This is a genomic window from Roseibium sp. SCP14 (assembly GCF_040329475.1).
Lineage (GTDB): Bacteria > Pseudomonadota > Alphaproteobacteria > Rhizobiales > Stappiaceae > Roseibium.
Genome location: NZ_JBDZYH010000007.1, coordinates 206,896 through 225,356 on the forward strand (window position 1 = coordinate 206,896; position 18,461 = coordinate 225,356).

The 18,461-nt window shown below is 57.5% G+C and carries 18 protein-coding genes; 6 read left to right on the top strand and 12 right to left on the bottom strand.

The features are described from left to right. The first annotated feature begins 101 nt into the window (after positions 1 to 101). Positions 102 to 1,367 carry a pyridoxal phosphate-dependent decarboxylase family protein gene (locus ABLQ08_RS25355; protein WP_352948133.1) on the top strand — a complete coding sequence of 422 codons (1,266 nt, stop codon included), beginning with the start codon at positions 102 to 104 and terminating at the stop codon, positions 1,365 to 1,367. 148 nt (positions 1,368 to 1,515) lie between these two features. Then, a complete protein-coding gene (locus ABLQ08_RS25360; RefSeq protein ID WP_352948136.1) occupies positions 1,516 to 2,085 on the top strand; it encodes an amino acid synthesis family protein in 570 nt (189 codons plus the stop codon). A 114-nt stretch (positions 2,086 to 2,199) separates the two neighbouring features. Here the strand turns inward: ABLQ08_RS25360 and ABLQ08_RS25365 are convergent, their stop codons facing one another. The 4 genes from ABLQ08_RS25365 to dctP all read right to left on the bottom strand — a co-directional run bounded on the left by ABLQ08_RS25365 (position 2,200) and on the right by dctP (position 6,107). After that, a complete protein-coding gene (locus tag ABLQ08_RS25365) occupies positions 2,200 to 3,042 on the bottom strand; it encodes a universal stress protein (protein ID WP_352948139.1) in 843 nt (280 codons plus the stop codon). A gap of 83 nt (positions 3,043 to 3,125) precedes the next feature. Then, a complete protein-coding gene (locus ABLQ08_RS25370) occupies positions 3,126 to 4,430 on the bottom strand; it encodes a TRAP transporter large permease (protein WP_352948142.1) in 1,305 nt (434 codons plus the stop codon). Next, complete coding sequence (locus ABLQ08_RS25375; protein ID WP_352948145.1) at positions 4,424 to 4,939, bottom strand: TRAP transporter small permease; 516 nt, start codon at positions 4,937 to 4,939, stop codon at positions 4,424 to 4,426. The genes ABLQ08_RS25370 and ABLQ08_RS25375 overlap by 7 nt, the downstream gene beginning before the upstream one ends. Before the next feature lie 145 nt (positions 4,940 to 5,084). After that, positions 5,085 to 6,107 (bottom strand): TRAP transporter substrate-binding protein DctP, encoded by a 1,023-nt coding sequence (gene dctP / locus ABLQ08_RS25380; protein ID WP_352948148.1) that lies wholly within the window; start codon positions 6,105 to 6,107, stop codon positions 5,085 to 5,087. Between the two features lie 457 nt (positions 6,108 to 6,564). Here dctP and ABLQ08_RS25385 point away from each other — a divergent pair, with 457 nt between their 5' ends. The 3 genes from ABLQ08_RS25385 (at position 6,565) to ABLQ08_RS25395 (ending at position 9,822) form a co-directional block, all read left to right on the top strand. Next, a complete protein-coding gene (locus ABLQ08_RS25385; RefSeq protein WP_352948150.1) occupies positions 6,565 to 7,971 on the top strand; it encodes an aldehyde dehydrogenase family protein in 1,407 nt (468 codons plus the stop codon). A 117-nt stretch (positions 7,972 to 8,088) separates the two neighbouring features. Then, positions 8,089 to 8,715 (top strand): protocatechuate 3,4-dioxygenase, encoded by a 627-nt coding sequence (locus tag ABLQ08_RS25390; RefSeq protein WP_352948153.1) that lies wholly within the window; start codon positions 8,089 to 8,091, stop codon positions 8,713 to 8,715. A 147-nt stretch (positions 8,716 to 8,862) separates the two neighbouring features. Then, positions 8,863 to 9,822: an AraC family transcriptional regulator gene (locus ABLQ08_RS25395; protein ID WP_352948156.1), complete on the top strand. Its 960-nt coding sequence runs from the start codon at positions 8,863 to 8,865 to the stop codon at positions 9,820 to 9,822. Between the two features lie 34 nt (positions 9,823 to 9,856). Here the strand turns inward: ABLQ08_RS25395 and ABLQ08_RS25400 are convergent, their stop codons facing one another. The 8 genes from ABLQ08_RS25400 to ABLQ08_RS25435 form a co-directional block, all read right to left on the bottom strand. Beyond that, positions 9,857 to 10,576: an ABC transporter ATP-binding protein gene (locus tag ABLQ08_RS25400; protein WP_352948158.1), complete on the bottom strand. Its 720-nt coding sequence runs from the start codon at positions 10,574 to 10,576 to the stop codon at positions 9,857 to 9,859. Further along, the gene (locus ABLQ08_RS25405; protein ID WP_352948160.1) at positions 10,573 to 11,280 is read right to left on the bottom strand and encodes an ABC transporter ATP-binding protein; all 708 of its coding nucleotides are present in this window, start codon (positions 11,278 to 11,280) and stop codon (positions 10,573 to 10,575) included. The genes ABLQ08_RS25400 and ABLQ08_RS25405 overlap by 4 nt, the downstream gene beginning before the upstream one ends. Further along, complete coding sequence (locus ABLQ08_RS25410; RefSeq protein WP_352948162.1) at positions 11,277 to 12,311, bottom strand: branched-chain amino acid ABC transporter permease; 1,035 nt, start codon at positions 12,309 to 12,311, stop codon at positions 11,277 to 11,279. The genes ABLQ08_RS25405 and ABLQ08_RS25410 overlap by 4 nt, the downstream gene beginning before the upstream one ends. Then, entirely contained in the window at positions 12,308 to 13,177 is an 870-nt protein-coding gene (locus ABLQ08_RS25415; protein ID WP_352948165.1) for a branched-chain amino acid ABC transporter permease, read from the bottom strand. Before ABLQ08_RS25415 ends, ABLQ08_RS25410 begins: the two co-directional genes overlap by 4 nt. Positions 13,178 to 13,259: 82 nt before the next feature. Beyond that, positions 13,260 to 14,522, bottom strand: a complete 1,263-nt coding sequence (locus tag ABLQ08_RS25420) for an ABC transporter substrate-binding protein (protein WP_352948168.1) — start codon at positions 14,520 to 14,522, stop codon at positions 13,260 to 13,262. A gap of 64 nt (positions 14,523 to 14,586) precedes the next feature. Continuing rightward, on the bottom strand, positions 14,587 to 14,976 hold the full coding sequence (locus ABLQ08_RS25425; RefSeq protein WP_417714954.1) for a nuclear transport factor 2 family protein: 390 nt from the start codon (positions 14,974 to 14,976) through the stop codon (positions 14,587 to 14,589). Between the two features lie 14 nt (positions 14,977 to 14,990). Then, a complete protein-coding gene (locus tag ABLQ08_RS25430) occupies positions 14,991 to 15,779 on the bottom strand; it encodes a MoaF C-terminal domain-containing protein (RefSeq protein WP_352948169.1) in 789 nt (262 codons plus the stop codon). A 22-nt stretch (positions 15,780 to 15,801) separates the two neighbouring features. Then, positions 15,802 to 16,602: an SDR family NAD(P)-dependent oxidoreductase gene (locus ABLQ08_RS25435; protein WP_352948171.1), complete on the bottom strand. Its 801-nt coding sequence runs from the start codon at positions 16,600 to 16,602 to the stop codon at positions 15,802 to 15,804. A gap of 205 nt (positions 16,603 to 16,807) precedes the next feature. On the opposite strand from ABLQ08_RS25435, the gene ABLQ08_RS25440 reads away from it, so the two are divergent. Next, a complete protein-coding gene (locus ABLQ08_RS25440; RefSeq protein ID WP_352948172.1) occupies positions 16,808 to 18,403 on the top strand; it encodes a GMC family oxidoreductase in 1,596 nt (531 codons plus the stop codon). Positions 18,404 to 18,461: the final 58 nt, after the last annotated feature.

An 18,461-nucleotide genomic window follows, 5' to 3' on the forward strand; every position in this document is an offset into this window, starting at 1 on the left:
GAAAATTCAGGTAATTTCTGCAGCAAACTCCGCAATTCGCGATTTTCTCCCATGTCAGCTCTCTAAAGTCCAGATCAAGCTAAAAAACTGGAGGTAGCTGGATGCAAAATGCAATCTCGTCACGTCTGCGCGATGGACGGACATGGGCTGACATTGAAGCGGACATGACCGCACGCGGCGTCAACGACATGCACTGGACAAGCAACCGCAACTTCGCCGCGTCCTATTACGCCGGCGACGACGTGACGTTTGTCGCGCGCGAAGCTTTCATTCGGCATATGGGAGACAACGTTACCCACCGTTTCGGACTTCATCCCAGCATTCAGCTTTATCTCGCAGATGTGCTGGATTTTGTGCAGGACCTTCTCAATGCGCCGGAGAATGCCACCGGCACTGTCACGACGGGTGGTTCGGAAAGCCTTTCCCTGGCCATGCTGTCGGCGCGTGAGTGGGCCAGGGAACACAAACCCGATGCTGCCGCCCCCGAAATCATCATCATGCATTCGACCTACCCGGTCTTTAACAAGGTCGCCCACATGATGGGACTGAAAGTCGTGCAGATACCGCACAGTGTCGATTTTCGAGCCGACGTTGAGGCCGTGAGGGCCGCCGTCAACGAAAACACGATCATGATCGTCGGCAGCGCACCGCCCTTTCCGTACGGGTTGGTGGACCCGCTGCCGCAATTGTCGGAAATCGCATTGGCCAATCAAATCTGGTTGCACTCGGACGCCTGCCTGGGAGGGTTCATTCTTCCATTTGTGGAAGCGCTCGGTCGTCATGTGCCGACATTTGATTTCCGCCTGCCCGGCCTCAAGTCCATGTCGATCGATTTTCACAAGTACGGTTACAGCTTTCGCGGCTGCTCGGCGGTTCTGCTGCGCGACAGGGAACTGGCAAAATACCACACCTTCTCATCCGGGACCTGGCCGGCGGGCGATTATCGCAGTGACACTCTTGCCGGATCTCGCAGTGCTGGTCCTGTGGCATCCGCCTGGGCCGCGATCAATTACCTGGGCTTCAACGGGTATCGCGACCGGATCGAAAAGATACTTGCCGTTACCGATCACCTGATTGAAGGCATCAACGGGCTGGAAAGTTTCGCCGTTCATGGCGAGCCGGAAGGTGTCTACTTCTCATTCGGCTCGAATGAGTTCGACATGATCGCCGTTGGCGATGCGTTGATGAAGCGTGGCTGGATGATGAACCTGCAAACCCAGCCGGTCTCCCTGCAGCTGCAGGTCGGCTATCAACACACGTTGGAAGTGGCGAACGAATTCCTCGCGGACCTGTCCGCAATCTCGGATCACGCCCGCAATGGTGAGTTGAAGCGCGCCGACAAAAACGGTGTCTATGGCATCTACTGAGCAGCCAGAGACCTGCTTTCTCGGCATCCAGTCTCGTGTCGCGAGCGGGAGGTTGCAGCCTCCCAAACCCATGGGACTGCCAGGACGGGACGGTGACCGCCCCCTGGGAACACTCTCGATAAAATCATCTCGTAAAAGGAGCCCTCGAATGGCAAATGCAAGCAACGCCGATCAGCCGGACATCCGCAAGTTTGTCGTGCAGCTGGAAGACATCAGGAAAGAAGCAGGACATCCTGTCCAGGGGACAAACAGGAAAGTCACGGTGGCTGCCGTGATCAAGAACCCGTTGGCCGGCCGGTATGTTGAAGACCTGGAAGTGCTCAAGGTCTTGGGAAATGCCATCAGCGGCCAACTCGCCGCGCGCGGGGTTGACGCTCTGGGTATCGCGGCGGGCGATGTCACCAGCTACGGCAAAGGCGCGATTGTTGGTGTGGATGGTGAGCTCGAACATGCCGCTGCGCTGATCCATCCGCGTTTCGGCGCCCCCGTACGTAATGCCGTTATCAAGGGTGATGACATCATTCCCTCGACCAAAAAGGTCGGTGCACCGGGTTCGGTTATCGTAATGCCACTGACAAACAAGAATTCGATCTGGCAATTCGATGATATGGACAGCACGGAGATAACGATCCCGGACGCACCCAAGGCCGACGAAATCGTGGTCGCAGTTTGCCTGGGCACCGGTGGGCGCCCCCTTGCAAGAACCTCCGCTGACTGAATTGCCCAGTCAATCCACCTTTGGCAGCGCCTGGACGAAACATCTATCGTCCGGGCGCCAGCCGGAAAGCTGTTCCGGTCTAAACTGCCCCGCCTCAAGGGAACGATGAAAGGCCTAATGGGCCATCAGGACCGGCGTTTTCGTTGCTTCGATAACGGTTCTTGAGACACTGCCGAACAGGTCTTCCCTCAATCGGGAGTGGCCATACGCCCCCATGACCAGGAAATCCGATCCGGACTTGCTGCAATGCTCGACCAATGTCTGAGCAACCTGGTGTTTTCCGGCAATCAGCAGTTTCTCCCGTGCCTCAACACCGTGCCGGGTCAGATATTTGATGATATCCCGACCAGGCTCCGCCGAGATTTCGCTGGCGCGCTCCTTGCCGACCACGCGTGTGACCTCAAACACGCATTCGCTTCCGAACAAAAGCAGCGCATCGGACAAGGCGCGCGCCGCCGACCGGCTGCCATCCCAGGCCACCGTGACATGTGGACGTTCGAACCTCTGCACCGTAACGTCCGCAGGAACAATCAATAGCGGCCTGCCGGCGCGGATGACCACGTTCTCCGGCTGAACCCGGTACCGTGAAACCTCGTCGCTCGACGTGTACTGACCAATCACCAGCAGATCATGATATCGGGCGGCCCTGGACAGAACTTCGTCGACGTCTCCCTGCTCGACCACCCAATCAAGCGGTCCGGCAAATTGGTGGGCCGCTGCCGTTTCGCGAAACTTCATCTCCGCGTTCTGCACACTCTCGTCGCTTGCTTTCTGCAGCGACCGGACAAGAGTTTCCGGCATCCAGGTGCGGAATTGCGGCTCTTCTGCAATTGGCGCATTGATACACAGGCCGGACAGCGCGGCTCCGTATTTCTTGCTCAAGGTAATCGCCAGATGCAGTGCAGTGTCCGTATTCTCGCTCCCGCGATACCCGATTGCTATGTTCTTCAAGGTCATTGTCTTTCCCCTCAAGGCCATCCGAAGCGGATCGCCTGCGGAACTCCGTTCGCAAGATCGGGGAGAAGCCCTCCGGCTTCTCCTTATTGAATTCCCATCAACATGCGTGGAAGATAAAGGGCGAGCTCCGGCACGTAAGTCACCAGCAGGACTACCGGCAAATGACCGAAGCAGATCAGTTTCAGGGTCGGCCGGATGTACTGATCAATCGTCTGTCCTCCGATCGCGCCTGACATGAACAGCAGCGGGGCGCAGGGTGGCGTGACGTTGCCGAGACCAAGATTGGTTCCGACGATTGCAGCAAAATGGATCGGATGGATGCCGACTTCGCGCACCACGGGCATCAGCACGATGGCTGCCAGCACCGCGCCGGCACTGTCATCGACCAGCATGCCGATCATCAGCAGAAGCACATTGATCATCAGCAGGATGACGATCGGATTGTCGGAGAGCGACAACATGAACTGCGCGATGTCCTTGGGGATGTTCTCCTGAACCATGGCCCGGCTCATGATGAACAGGAAGAACAGCATCATCATGATGGCGCCGGTGTTGCGCGCGCCCTCCACAATTGCCGCCTGGGTGGTCTTGAGATTGAGCCCCTTGTAGATCAGGAAGCCGACAGGGATCGTGTACATGAGCGCGACGGCCGCGGCCTCGGTCGGCGTGAAGATGCCTCCATAGATGCCACCAAGCATGATGCCCGGCATCAGCAACGCCCAGAAGGCGCTCTTGGTTGCCTTGCCGATCTTGAAGACCCGCTCGACCGGTCCGACCTTTTCTTCAACCTGCAGGCCTTCAAACCTGCGCGCCTCGCGAAAATTCATCAGGCAGTAGATCGTCGCGATCAGAATGCCCGGAATGATTGTTGACAGGAAACACGCGGCAACGGACAGGCCGCTGGTGATGGCAAAGAGGATCATCGCCACACTCGGTGGAATGAGGATCGCCAGCACGGAGGAACAGGCCACGAGCGAGATCGCATATCCCCGCGGATAACCCGCCTCAACCATGCGCGGGATCATCATGGAACCGATGGCAGCGATTGCGGACGAGCCGCTACCGGCAATCGCCCCGAACAAGGCGCAAGTGACAATGGTTACCGCGCCGAGCCCACCGCGAATGGAACCTATGAAGGAGTTTACGAACCGGACCAGCTGATCGGAGATACCGCTCGCCCCCATGAGCGATCCGGCCACGATGAACAGAGGCAGCGCAAGCAACGCGAAGCCGCTTTCCTGCTGATACGCATAGGGGATAAGGAAAGCGATGTCCCGCCCGGTAAGGACAACGATCAGCAGCGAAGCTGCGCCAAACACATAGGCTACGGGCACTTCAAGCAGGAGGAGAACGACGATGAGAATGAGAGCAATGGTTACCGCTAGCATTGGTGCGCCTCCTCTTCACGAAGAGCTGCGAAGTCACGCCTGCCCTGCAGGGCCAGGAACAGGGTCATGACAATGAAACCAAAGACCATGCTGGCAACCCAAAGGTATTTCGGCCATTGCAGGTAGGTGCTCTTGCGTCCCTTGTCGAAGGTGAACCAGCCGTACTTGGCGGCGTAATAAAGCGCCACGCAGCTCACCGACAGGCAAAGCAAAGTCGACAGGAAACGAACGACGCGCCTGCCTTGTTCTGTCTTGACGACCAGGTGCAGTGCTCCTCCGCAGATGTGAGCACGCGCGCCGGTTACATAAGCGGCACTGACGAAGTAAAGCCACAGCCCAAGCAGGACAGCAGCCTCCTCGATCGCCAGGAACGGCTTTTCGACCCCGTATCGCAGGATCACGGTCACCACCATCAGCAGCGCGAGAGCCATCGCAAAAAAGATCATCAGCGATTTCAGGATATTGATTGTCCGTTGTTCCCACGGACCGACAGCGTCAAAGTTTTCCATAGGGCGCGCCTCCTCGTCCCTTGCCTTCGAAGATCTGCCTTACGGAAATCGAAAACTCCCGTGGACGGTCCAACGCGAAGGCAGATTGCCGGAAAATTGAAATCCGGGCCCCTGCAGGGACCCGGATCGCAGGATCACGAGAGGCTCAGTTCACGCCAGCCGCCGATTTGATCTTGTTCATCAGATCGCTGCCGATGATTTCCTCCATTGCGGCCCATTCTTCCTCGCGGACGATTTTCTGGACTTTTGCAAGCTGTTCCTCGTCCAGTTCAACGACATTGATGCCGGCATCCTTGATCTTGGCGAGGTTTTCGTCGCTGATGGTCTTTGCTTCTGCCCAGGCCCAATCGACAGCAGTGTCGACGGCAGCCTGCAATTTCGCTCGATCTTCCTCTTCAAGACCTTCGTACCAGCTCTTGTTCACCAGCCAGAATGCGTGTTCGAAGTAGTCACGGCTGTAGACGTAGCTTTCAAGCACATCGCGCATCTGCCAGATTTCGGCCGGAGGACCGAAGGTCCGACCATCGACCGTACCAAGCTGAAGTGCGGTGTAGAGTTCGGAAAACGGCATCGGAACAGGGCTGAAGCCGAGGAGCTCGAAACGCTTGATGGCGATTTCCAGGCCCGGCACGCGAACCTTGATGCCTTTCGCGTCTTCCGGCAGGTTGACAGGAAGACGCCCGTCACCCTTGCGCATGGCGTAGCCGACGAAGTCAACCGGCAGAACACCAACGAGTTTCAGGTCCAGTTCTTCGAGGATTTCGTCATAGACCGGGATCATTTCACCGCCCGGGCCATAGAGCTTCTTTGCGTCTTCCCAGTTGTCGATGATGTAACCGGTGATGAACACGTTCAGACGCGGATCGAAATCTGTTGCCGCGAAGGTCATGGTCATCGGAACGGCGCCCTGCATCGCCTGCTCGAACAGCGATGTCCAGTCTCCGAGATCACCGCCGGGATGATATTCAACCTCGAAATTCTCGCCGAGCGCTTCCATGAACTTCTCTGATGTCGGATGGAAGATGTGCTCCGGTGGCATGGGATGCGCCAGCGTAAAGCTGTCGGCCGAACTGGCAGCAGTCACGGACAGGCCCGTCGCCACAACGGTCGCGGCGGCTAGTGCCGTACAGGACCCGACCAAAGTCGAGATCTTGTTCAAATAAGACATATTTTCCTCCCGGTATGTTAGTCGCCTCCCCCGGGACTGGGGGCTGCGTCACAAACACGATGCCGGGATTAAATCGGCCTCACTGGCCTTAGACAAACTGATGATTTTAAGGGTTTGGCTTAGTAAATTTAAGGCAGCTGCACCCTCCTGGCCGCCCGCCTGAAACGTCCCGATGAAACCTCCCCGAACGGCGAAAACGAACGATTTAGCAACGGCTATCGTTGTGTCCGATTGGCACCGCATACCGTTGCGTGAGCGCAAATTCGCGAATGGACCCACCAGGCGGTTGTATCAGCAACGGGCATTGTCAATTTATTTAACAAATTAAGCAATTGACAGACGATACTCACGCGCCTAACTTTACTTAACTTCGCAAATAATTAAGTTCGCGCAACAGACAAACAGACCAAATTTCCGGCGCCCACCGGGTGAGATCGGATCCAAAGGGAGGCACCGCATGGAGCAGTACGCCCATGTCATCAATGGCAAGCGTCACGAAGCCAATGAGTACTTTGATGTCGTCAACCCGTCGACCGGTGGTCTCGCCGGTCGTGCTCCTGCCGGCGGTTCCAAGGAGATCGATCATGCAGTTACCTCTGCCAAAGAGGCTTTCAAATCATGGTCGAAAACAAGCGATGAAGACCGCAAGGCAGCATGCCTGAAGATCGCGGATATCATTGAAGAACATGCCGAGGAACTTGCGCATCTGATAACCAGAGAGCAGGGAAAACCGCTCTCGGGAGCTGGTTCCCGCTTTGAAATCGGCGGCACGCTCGCCTGGATCAGGCATACGTCCAATCTGTCTCTGCCCGTGGAAGTACTGCAGGACGGACCGGAAGGACGAATTGAGGTTCATCGCAAACCGATCGGTGTCGTTGCTTCGATCACGCCATGGAATTGGCCGGTCATGATCGCAAGCTGGCACTTTCTACCGGCAATCCGAACCGGGAACACAGTCGTCCTGAAACCGTCCCCCCTGACGCCGCTCAGCACGCTAAGGGTCGCCGAGTTGGCGAACCAGGTACTTCCGGCCGGAGTTCTGAACGTGGTTACCGGGCTCGATCACATCGGACCGCATCTGACGAGCCACGCCGACGTATCGAAAATCACCTTCACCGGGTCGACCGTGACCGGAAAAAAGGTCATGCAAAGCTCGGTCGACACGCTCAAAAGACTGACATTGGAGCTTGGTGGCAACGACGCGGGCATCGTTCTGCCGGACGTCGATCCGAAAGAGGTCGCGGAAAAGCTTCTATGGGCGGCCTATAACAACAATGGCCAGACCTGCGCCTGCCTGAAGCGCCTTTATGTTCACGATGACATCTATGACGCAATTTGCGAGGAGATGGTCAAAGTCGCGAAAAACATAAAGGTCGGAGATGGTCTGGATGAAGACAATGTCCTCGGACCTGTTCAGAACGAACAGCAATACCGAAAGGTGATCGAGCTGGTTGAAGATGCGCGGGACAACGGAGGCCGTGTGCTGATCGGCGGAGAGCCCCTGGAAGGTCCAGGATTTTTCTATCCGGTAACGCTGGTCGCGGATGTGACCGACGGTATGCGCCTTGTAGATGAGGAACAGTTCGGCCCAGCCACACCGATCATCCGCTACAACGATATCGATGAGGTCATCACACGGGCAAATGCCAGCGACATGGGACTGGGCGGTTCCATCTGGTCTGCCGACGTCGCCAAGGCCCGTGAACTGGCCCTTCGGCTGGAATGCGGGTCGGTCTGGGTCAACAATCATGGAGCGATTCAGCCAAACGCGCCATTCGGCGGCATCAAGCAGTCCGGTTTCGGGGTCGAGTTCGCCGAAGAAGGCCTCAGGGAATTCACGCTCGGGCAAACACTGTTTTGCTGATCGTCAATCCTGGATTGACGCTGGGTTCGCGGAACCGGCCATTGTGCGCTGACAAACCGGCCCTAATCTTGTTGGGAAGTGCGCGTCCTTCAGGTCGCGGCAGAGGGAGGAACTGACATGACACAATCGGGAAACCGCCGTTGGGCTCTCGGAACTCTTGCCGCATCGACAACGACCCTTGCGCTCGCTGCCCTGACCCGCCCCGTTGCGGCTCTGACGCCTGCCCAAACAGAAGGTCCTTACTACCCTTCACCGCGCATGAGGTTCTCCGACACCGACAATGATCTGGTCAGGATCGACGGAAAGGTGCGTGAGGCCGGTGGTGAAATCATCATCTTGAAAGGACGGGTTCTGGACGGGACCGGGTCACCTGTTGCCGGAGCCCGGGTGGAAATCTGGCAATGCGATGCCAATGGGCGCTATCTGCACAGCCGTGAAAGCGGACCGGCGGAACGCGACGCAGCCTTCCAGGGGTTCGGCCACGCAGTGACACAAAAAGACGGAACCTATGCCTTCAGGACGATCAAGCCCGTGGCCTATCCCGGCCGCACGCCGCATATCCATGTAAAGGTCTTTTCCGGAAACACCGAGCTGACAACCCAGTTCTACATTGCCGGGCACCCGCAAAACAACAGAGACAGCCTCTATCGGCGGCTAAGCCCTGAACAGCGCAAGCTTGTCGAAATGCAGTTCAAATCGGGTGCGGATTGGCCTGAAACCAGCGTCGACCTCATAGTGTCCTAACAGGTGCCGACAGGAGATTGGCTTGATATCATTTAACATGTTATCAATTCCAATGATCCGCCTGCCAAAGCAAGGATAAACCTTCCTTCGCTTGTGGCAGCAGGCACACGAAATGAACGGGGATACGCAGCTACGGGGAGCCTTTCCATGTCGATGCATGCGGAAATTCTCAGCAAAGACCTGCAGCGTGATCAGTTCAGGTCCATCGCGCGCGATCTGTTCGGAAACATCAGGCAACGGTTCCTGCGAACGGGTGATGAAGATCAGGTCGCTCTCAAAACCGTGCCTCTCGGAGCCTGTCAGCTCACCCGGATCCGGGCGCCTGCACATGGCGTACTGGCCCTGAATGCAGCCAAAAACAGCTATGACTGCGATGCCATAAAGGTTCTGGTGCAGATAACCGGAAAGTCCCGGCTTCGCCATGAAGGGAGCCAGGTTGAACTCAACTCCAATTCCGCCGTCATCTACGACCCAACGCAACAGTATTCGTTGTTGAACGCAACCCGGGTCGATCAGATCGTCCTTCAGACACCGCGACAACTGTTCGACGACAGGTTGCTGAGGCGTCTCAAGAATCCGTTGTTCATTCCTTCTGATGGCGCCGATCTTTCGCATACTTTGACGTCCTTCATCCGGACTTCCGCCAAAAGCGCAAATCAGATGAGCCCGGAGATGCGCAGCTCGCTAGGGCAGTCTCTCGCAGTTTTCACTCAAGGTGTGGTCGGTGAAGCTTTTCGCGCGGACATGATCGAGCACGTCAATCAGGGCTCGCTGCTCCTGTTGCGATCCCGAGCGAAGGAATACGTGTCCCAGAATTTCACAGACATCGACCTGAACATCGAAGCCATCGCCCGCAAAATGGGCTGCACGCCGCGATATCTGCACAAATCCTTTCAGACCGACGGCCAGACCCTGCAGAAATACATCCTGAACACCCGACTGGAGTTCAGCAGATCCTTGCTGCTCTCTCCTGAAGTAATGGGCTGTACCATATCCGAACTGGCGTTCCGCGCCGGGTTCAACTCAAATGCGCATTTCTGCCGTGTGTTCAAACAGAAATACGGTGTCTCGCCGAACGAGATGCGCGGTCGCTACCGGCCCGCCTGAACAGGCTTTGCGCGGAGCCGGCTGCGCTTTCCATTCAGGCCAGATAGGCGCTGTGCAATATACTGTGATCGTCCAGTAGTTCCTGGGATTCTCCTGAAAAAACAATTCGCCCCCGTTCCATGACGTGGGCATGTTTGGCGATCTTGAGCGCCAGAGAGGTGAACTGCTCGATCAGGACGATGCCCATGCCTTCATCTGCGAGTTCAACAAGCGTGTCCGCCAAACGGTTGACGATCACAGGGGCAAGACCGAGCGACAATTCATCGACAAGCATGAATTTCGGCTCGCTGATGATTGCCTGGGCGATCAGAACCATCTGCTTTTGCCCACCGGACAGAGCTCCTGCCGGAATGTGCAGCCGCGAACTCAACTCGGGAAACAGAGACAAGGCGTCATCTACCGCTTGATTGACTTTGTCGTGTGGCAGGTGACTGGCGGCTGCACGCAGGTTGTCGAGAACGCTAAGCGTTCTCAAAACCGTATGCCCCTCCGGAACCAGAGCCACACCGGACCGGCGGATACGATCCGCCGATGTCCCGACCAGAGAGGACGAGCCGAGCATGATTTCACCGTTCCTGACCGGCAATGCACCCGCTACGCTCATGACGGTCGTGGATTTACCGGCACCGTTGGCGCCAATGAGTGCGGTGATCTCACCAGGAAGAAACGTCATAGAGACATCGTGCAAGACCGGCTTGCCACCGCGTTCGACACTCAGGTTGCGAATGTCCAGTTTCTCGCTGCCGCCCATCATTCCATCCCCAGATATGCTTTGCGTACGATATCGTCAGCCAGGACCGAAGCTGTTGGCCCGTAAGTCAGGTATTGCCCGAAATCGAGAACCAGCGTTTTTTCGCAAGTCGCAGAAATCAGATCCACGTCATGGTCGATCAACAGCACCTGCGGCCCAAACTCGTCCGGTATCGCCAGCAAGGTCTCGCGCAGTGTTTCGCCTTCGTTTTCGGTCATGCCGGCTCCCGGTTCATCGAACAGGACGATGCGCGGACTACCGACAAGTGACCGTGCGATTTCGAGCATCCGGCGCTGATAGAGATTGAGTTCCCCGCCAATCTGGGCGGCGATGCCTGCCAGACCGGTAAAATGCAGCGCGCGGGAGACCTGTTGCGCCGCTTCTTCGCCACGAACACCAACGTGATCCAACAGGCTCAGCACGTTGTCGTAGACGCTCAGATCTTCGACCACCTGTTCGGTTTGAAAGCTCCGGCGCAAACCCAGACCGACACGCTGGATCGGCGACAGTGACAGCAAGTCTGTCCCGTCAACGTCGATCCGCCCGGCAACCGGTGTGATGAACCCGGACAGAACGTTCAGCAAAGTTGTCTTGCCCGCTCCATTGGGACCGATAAGTCCGCAGATCGTTACGTCCAAAGTGACATTCAGGTTGTCCAGCGGTTTGACCGCGCCGAATTGCACCGTGAGGTTTTCAATGTGGATCACAGCGTCTGCCTCCCTGTTCCGGGAACGGCAATCGTTCTGATCCTTCCGATGAGGTTCGAAATCTGTCCGGCAATGCCGCGGGGCGCAGTGATCAATGCGTGCATCAAGGCGCTACCATAAAAAATGATCGCGACATAACCGTTGATTTCAAAATCGGTCAGCAGGCTCGGCACGGCCCGTAACAGCAGGCCTGCGATCAGTGCCCCATACCAATGATAAACTCCGGCGACAACACTGAGTGCAAACAGAAAGAGCGATTCCGACGCGGCGAAGGCGCGTCCGTCGAGCTGGCCGACACCGCCAGCCAGCAACGCTCCGCCGACACCGGCAAGAAACCCGGCAAAGGCGAAGGCGATGATCTTGTACGTCAGCAAATTCACACCGACGCTGCGTGCGGTGTTGTCATCCTTGCGGATCATCGCCCAGGACCGGCCCATCTTGGTGACCCGCAGCCATTCCGCCAGCATGAAACCGCCAGTCGCCCAGATCGCACAGTAAATCAGATAGGAAATGTTGGATGTCGCAATTACGGGACGCTCCAGCATCAACCGCTGTGTCGCATCCGCGCGGCCGAGAAAGCCGGACCCGCCGTCAGGAAACCCGGTTGCGGAAATCACTACCTGGTAGGCTCCGGCCAGCATCAGGGTCACCAGGGCAAGATAGAGCCCCTTCAACCGCAATGCCGGTGCGCCCCACACGACGCCAACCCCCGCAGCCGTGACACCTGCAATCAGCACATTGACTTCAAAGGGCAGACCGGTGCCGTGGCTCAGCCGCAGCATCATCCAGCCTCCGATTCCGATCAGGGCAAACTGGCACAGCGACACGAGCCCGAGTAGTCCATAAAGCACACCGATCCCGCGTGCAGCCAGTGCAAGGGCCAGCGCGGACGTGAACGTGCTGATCCAGTAGGCATTGGCTGTCGAAACGACCGCAAGCATCACCAGGGCCATCGCCACTGGAATTTCCAGTAAGGTTCGATAGCGGTTCGGCATGGGGATCACATCTTCCCGGATGATCGCACGGCTCATGAGCTGATCCTTTTCTGCAGCGATGGGAGGAAGGCGGTGACCGCGACGGCAACGAGCGCAATCGCGAACGGACTGGCCGAACGGTAAGGCGCTACCAGCGGAAACGCCGTCAGAAATGCCTCGGTAATGCCGATGCCGACGCCGGCAATGGCCGTCCAGAACAGGGATTGCATGCCCCCGAGCAAGGCTGCAGCGATCGCCGGAACAACGAGAAACGTCAATTGAAAGGCTTTGAGGCCTACAAGATTGGCGAGGAGCAAACCGGTAACTCCTGCAAATATGCCGATAATCAACCAGGCAAGAAGCTCGACTTTCAGAACGGGAATTCCGAGCAACGCACTCAAATCACGATTGTCGGACAGCGCGCGCATGTTCAGACCAAGACGGGTTCGGGCTATCAGGACCGTCAGACCGATCACGGTTGATGCGGCAACCGCCAGAGCGATCATTCGCGTATAGGTCAGTCTCGCACCGAAGAAACTCAGCGCCATTTTGTCCGTCGGGTATTGCAGCCGCCGCGGTATTTCGCCCCACAGCAACCCCATGACACCGAGCAAAATGAGTGCAAACCCAAGCGTTCCGACCGACCGGATAACCGTGTTGCGATACGCAAGGGTTGGCGCGATGAAGCGCCCGTAGCCGCAAGAGAGCACAATTGAAGTTCCGATGCCCGCCAGAGCAGCAACGGCAAGCGGAGCACCGAATCCAAGAGAAGCGAAGGTGATGAATGCACCGAAGGCACCAACGGCGCCAAAGGCAAAATTCAGAACACCGGAGGTGCGGTAGAGCAGAACCAGCCCAACACCGGCCAGGGCATAGGCCCCTCCGATACCAAGGCCGGACACAACAAATGGAAGCCAGTTCAAGCTTTCTCTCCCGTGTTGAAAGCAGACGCCCGTTGCAGGCAGACCACTTGTTGGCCTGCCCGCTGTTTGGTCGGTCCTACTGTCAGTTGGCGATACCGGCTTCTTTCTCGTACGCAATGATGTCAGCCAGCTCGACATCCTCGCTTGGACGGCAGTCGGTCACGGTCTTCCACGTGTCGCCTGCTGTCACTGCCATGCGCGTTGTGTGATTTGCGTTCTGGCGCGGTTGCTCGGCACCGACATACCAGGTGGCACACAGGATATCGCTCTGGAAATTGTCGACCTTGTTCAACGCTGCTGTCACGTTGTCCCGGTTGATGTCGGCCGGATCAAGGTTCAGAAGCGCATCGGTGACCACACGCGCGGCCAGGTATCCGGCCTGTGCAAAGGTATCACGCGGGTTCTCCGGCTCCGCGTACTTGTCCATGACCGCCAGCCAGTTGCGGTTGTCGGTCTCTTCCGAGTCCAGAGGATTGAATTCCATGTTCACATAGAATTTGCCTTCCCAGACCGCGCCAAGCGTTCCAGGAACCGTTGTGTCGTAGCCGGAAGCCGCCGACAGCCAGTTCATGGTCTGATCGAAACCCTGTTCCTCAGCCGCGGTCAGGATCGGCAGCATAATTCCCTTGGGAAGGCCTAGGACAACGGAATCCGCACCAAAGCTGGCAGCCTGAAGAACAACCGATGTCGCATCCAGGGAACCCGGATCAATCAGAATGGTGTTGGCGGTAACGCCGTTGGCTTCGCCCCATTTGACGACGCCTTCACATGACCATGCGCCGACATTCGGAATATTGGGGCCGATGCAGACTATGTTTTTTGCTCCCAGCTGCTCGCCCGCAAACTCCGCCGCGGCCGTGCTGGAAATCCGCGGGCCTGCATTCGTCGGCGCAATATTCGATGCCGAGAAGCATTCACGCGGAACACCGACACCGGATACAGCCACGATGTTGCTGTCGGCATAGAGCTTTGCGTTCGCGGCGCATTCGACAAAGCTGGAATTGCCGACCATGGCAACGGCGTTTTCGTCCTGGACGATTTTTGCCGCCAGCTGAGCGGCAACTTCAGGGTTCCACTGATCATCGCCGATGATGTAGCGGATCGGGCGCCCGTTGATGCCGCCATTGGCGTTCACACACTCGAAATAGGCATCTGCGGCCATCGCCGAAGCGCTGAAGTCGTCAGGTCCTGTCTTGCCGACAATCGCCCCCAGCACGATCGGCTCGCCCGATGCGGCCTGACCGTTGGACAGCCCGCATGAAAGATCTTCAGCCGCAGCGGCTTGCGCGGAAAACGCCAGGCCGCCAACAATCGCAGCACCGGCAAACAATAAGGGTCTTTGCATATTATCCTCCTCTGTCACATGCAAATTCGGGCAGGAACACGCCCTGCCCTGCAGCAATCGCCGCTTATGACTTCATGGCTTCGGCCACCAGAAGCGTGTCTGTGAACTGTTCGAACCGGATCACCTTGCCGTCCTTCAGGTCCCAGACATGGGTGACCCGCGCTTCCATGTGCTTTCCGGTTTCCTTGAATGTGCCCGAGTAGGTGCCGACGCCGATGACGGTGTCGCCCGCATCCAGAATGCGCTCCACTTTCAGCGTGTAGTTCTCCCAGGCCTCACCGAGAGCCTTGAACACGTTCTCGACGATTTCCTCAGGACCGTGATAGGTGCCTGCACAAGGGAAACCGGCCATTTCGGTCCAGGCGGTTTCGGCGGTAATCGGAGCAAGCATTGCGTCCAGGTCACGATTATCCGACCCGGCGTAATGCGCCCTGATGATGTCGTAATTGGTCATGATCAGCCGTTTCCTCAGACCGGTTGCTGGCCGGAGTTGTAAAAAGTCATCGAGGCTTTCTGGATGGTCGCGCCTGCAGCGTTGTTCTGGATAGAACCGTCACCGGCCACGCCCAGGAACTTGCCCGTCGAGCGCATGTTGTGCCAGCCGTAGAAAAACACTGACGCAACCGGAATGATGAATTCGCGAAAACCGAAGACGTATTGGTTCTCGGCAAACTTGATGGTGGTTGCCAGGTCCGTATCGCCATGGCCGCGCTGCACACCCACCAGGTTCTGCCAGCCGTACCGGGTTGAACTCAGATAGATGTGTTCGTAGACGTGATTTGGGCTGTAGTCATAAAATGCGCGCAGACCGATCAGATCGCGGGTCTCGTGCGGTTCAATTCCGGTTACCGCGCCTCCCTTGAGGATTCCCGGCACATAGTCCTGAGCCACTCGCGGTTCACCAGGCGCCTCACCTTCGTCTCGGATACGGCAGCGGATCGACAGGACCCGTCTGGTTTCCAGATTGACGATCAGCGTTTCGGCTTCCTTCGGCGCCGCCGCGATCGTCAGGTCCACGAAGAACGTGTTGTCGGCCACTTGGACGACTTCGCACCATTCGCTCGAGGCAGCCCCGTCCTCAAAAAGCTCAAGCTCATGTTTTCCGGTGAAAGTCAGCGCAAAGCCGCGGCCGCTTTTCAGCTCGATATCGAGGGTTCTGCCGACCAGATCCTCACTATGGGGCAATCGATTGGTATCGATGCCGGCGGCAAATTCGTCGTAGTCCTTCCAATCGTCGGGCGCGTTTTCAGCTTTCATCTTCTTTTCCTCCCAAATCGGCTTATTCAGCAAAGGCAAGTGTCGGCAGATCGACCACGGACGAACCGCCGTCGACCGTCACGATCGAACCGTTCATCAGCGCTGCCTCGTCCGAGGCGACAAAACAGATCACGTTGGATACGTCTTCCGCGGTGGCAGGCTTGCCGAGCGGTACATCCCGGGTCACGAGCGCATAGGCTTCCTCGATGGAGTTGAGACCGCTCTTTTCAACCAGAACCTGCATCTGTTCGTCGGCCATGGCGGTGCTGACCCACCCCGGACAGATCATGTTGGTACGCACCCCCTGGCGACCGAAGTCGCGGGCAAGGGATTTGCCGAGACCGATGCAGGCGTGTTTCATGGTGACGTAACCGGCCGCCTGAGGTCCGGCGAAAAGACCTGCGATCGACGCCACGATGATGATATTGCCACCTGTCTCCACCAGATCCGGCAGGCATTCGCGGGCACAGACAAAAGCGGTGTCCAGATTGAGCCTGGTGGCCAAGGCCCAGTCAGCGTCGCTCATCTCCATGGTGGGGCCGACGCCGTGGCCGCCGGCATTGGCAATCAGAATGTCTATCTTGCCGAATTTCTCGTGAATTTCCTTGAGCGCTTCCCTGACGCTTTCGCCGGAAGAAGCATCGCCGGAAACGACCAGGCCTCCGAACTCGCCCGCAACTTTCTCAAGCGGCTCCCGGCGGCGGCCCATCAGAGCAACCCGTGCCCCCTCTGCCGCCATTCGACGCGCGACTTCCGCACCAATCCCGGTACCTCCGCCGGTGATCAGGACGGTCTTGTTTTTGTAGCGCTCGTAGTTCGCCATTATGCAATAAACTCCTGCCAACTTTGTCGTTGGCGCAGAGCCTCGCATAGCCAAAAGTCTCGGTCTTGCCTGAGCCGGAACTATCTATTGACTGTCAGGGAAGCCCCTTGCGTTTCTCATTGATCACGCCAGCAAAGCGTCGCTAGCACTCCAGGAAGACATGAGCCGAACCCGATGGGTTTGGGAAATTTGGGAGGAGTATGCGATGCCAGACGGGAACTATGATTTCATTGTGATCGGAGGCGGTTCTGCCGGCTGCGTGATGGTCAACCGGCTCGTGAAGGCAGGAAAATCGGTTTTGCTTCTTGAAGCCGGTCCGCGCGACAACTCACTCTTTGTTCACATGCCTGGAACATTCGTCCGGGTTATCGGGACAAGACGCAGTTTCCTCTACCGTGCGGAACCGGACAGAAAGACAGCAGACCGCGCGATGTTCATTCCCCAGGGCCGGACACTCGGAGGCGGATCATCGCTGAATGCGATGGTCTATATTCGCGGTCAGGCCGAAGACTATGATGCATGGGCAAACGATCATGGGTGCCAGGGGTGGGACTGGGACGCGGTGTTGCCGGTGTACAAACGTGCCGAGGCAAACGAACGGCTTGCCGGGGATCACCACGGCACCAAGGGACCTCTTCGCGTATCGGACGCCCGATTCAAGCATCCCCTGTCACTCGGCTTCGTCAAGGCCGCCCAGCAGGCGGGCATCGCCTATAATGACGACTTCAACGGTGCCAGCCAGGAAGGTGTCGGCTTTTACCAGACGACCACTTTCAACGGCAGGCGCGGCTCAACGGCCAGCACCTATCTCGCTGAGGTTCGCAACAATCCCAACCTGACCATCCTGACGGATACCGAGGCGACACGGCTCCGCATCAACGGCAACAGGATTGAAGGGGTCTTCTACAACGGAGGTGATGGAGAAAACGAAAAAAGTGCGCTTGCGCGAGAAGAAGTCATCCTGACTGCCGGAGCCCTGGCGTCTCCCAAAATCCTGATGCTCTCAGGCATCGGACCCGCTGCACATCTTGACGAACATGGCATTCCCGTTGTGGCAGACCGGAGCCAGGTCGGCGGAAATTATCAGGATCATCTCGAAGTGCCGGTCTATGCACGTACCAGACAGCCAATTTCCCTGCTCGGGCAGGATCGCGGGTGGCGCGCAATCCGGAACGGCCTCCAATACCTTCTGTTCAGGAGCGGTCTCTTGACCTCAACGATCGTGGAAACGGGCGGTTTCATGGACACAAGCAGTGCCGGACGGCCCGACATTCAGTTCCATGTGTTGCCGACACTTGCCGGAGATGTGGAACGCGAACCGATGCCGGGTCACGGCATTACGCTGAACCCCTGCTACCTTCGGCCCGAAAGCCGTGGAGAAGTGCGATTGCGATCGGCCAATGCAGCGGATCCGATCCACTTGAATGGCGGCTATCTGTCGGAAGAGCGCGATGTGGAGGCTCTGGTTCGTGGTGTCAAACTGGCCCGCAAGATCCTGGAACAGCCTGCGCTGAGCGATCTGATTTCCGAAGAATTGCTTCCTGGTCCGGACGAGGCTGCGTCTGACACCAACCTGGCGGACTATGTGCGCGCCTATGCCAAGACCGTGTACCACCCGTCGGGCACCTGCCGGATGGGGTCGGACGACCAGGCGGTGGTCGATACAAGATTGAAGGTCAACGGCGTAGAAAACCTTCGGATTTGCGATGCATCGGTCATGCCGAAACTGGTGAGCGGCAATACCAATGCTCCGGTCATCATGATCGCCGAACGCTGCGCGGATTTTGTCTTGGGAACGTGATCATTTCCGTCAGACTGACTTTCGAACGCAAGTGCGGGCCATGTTACGGACCTCACGC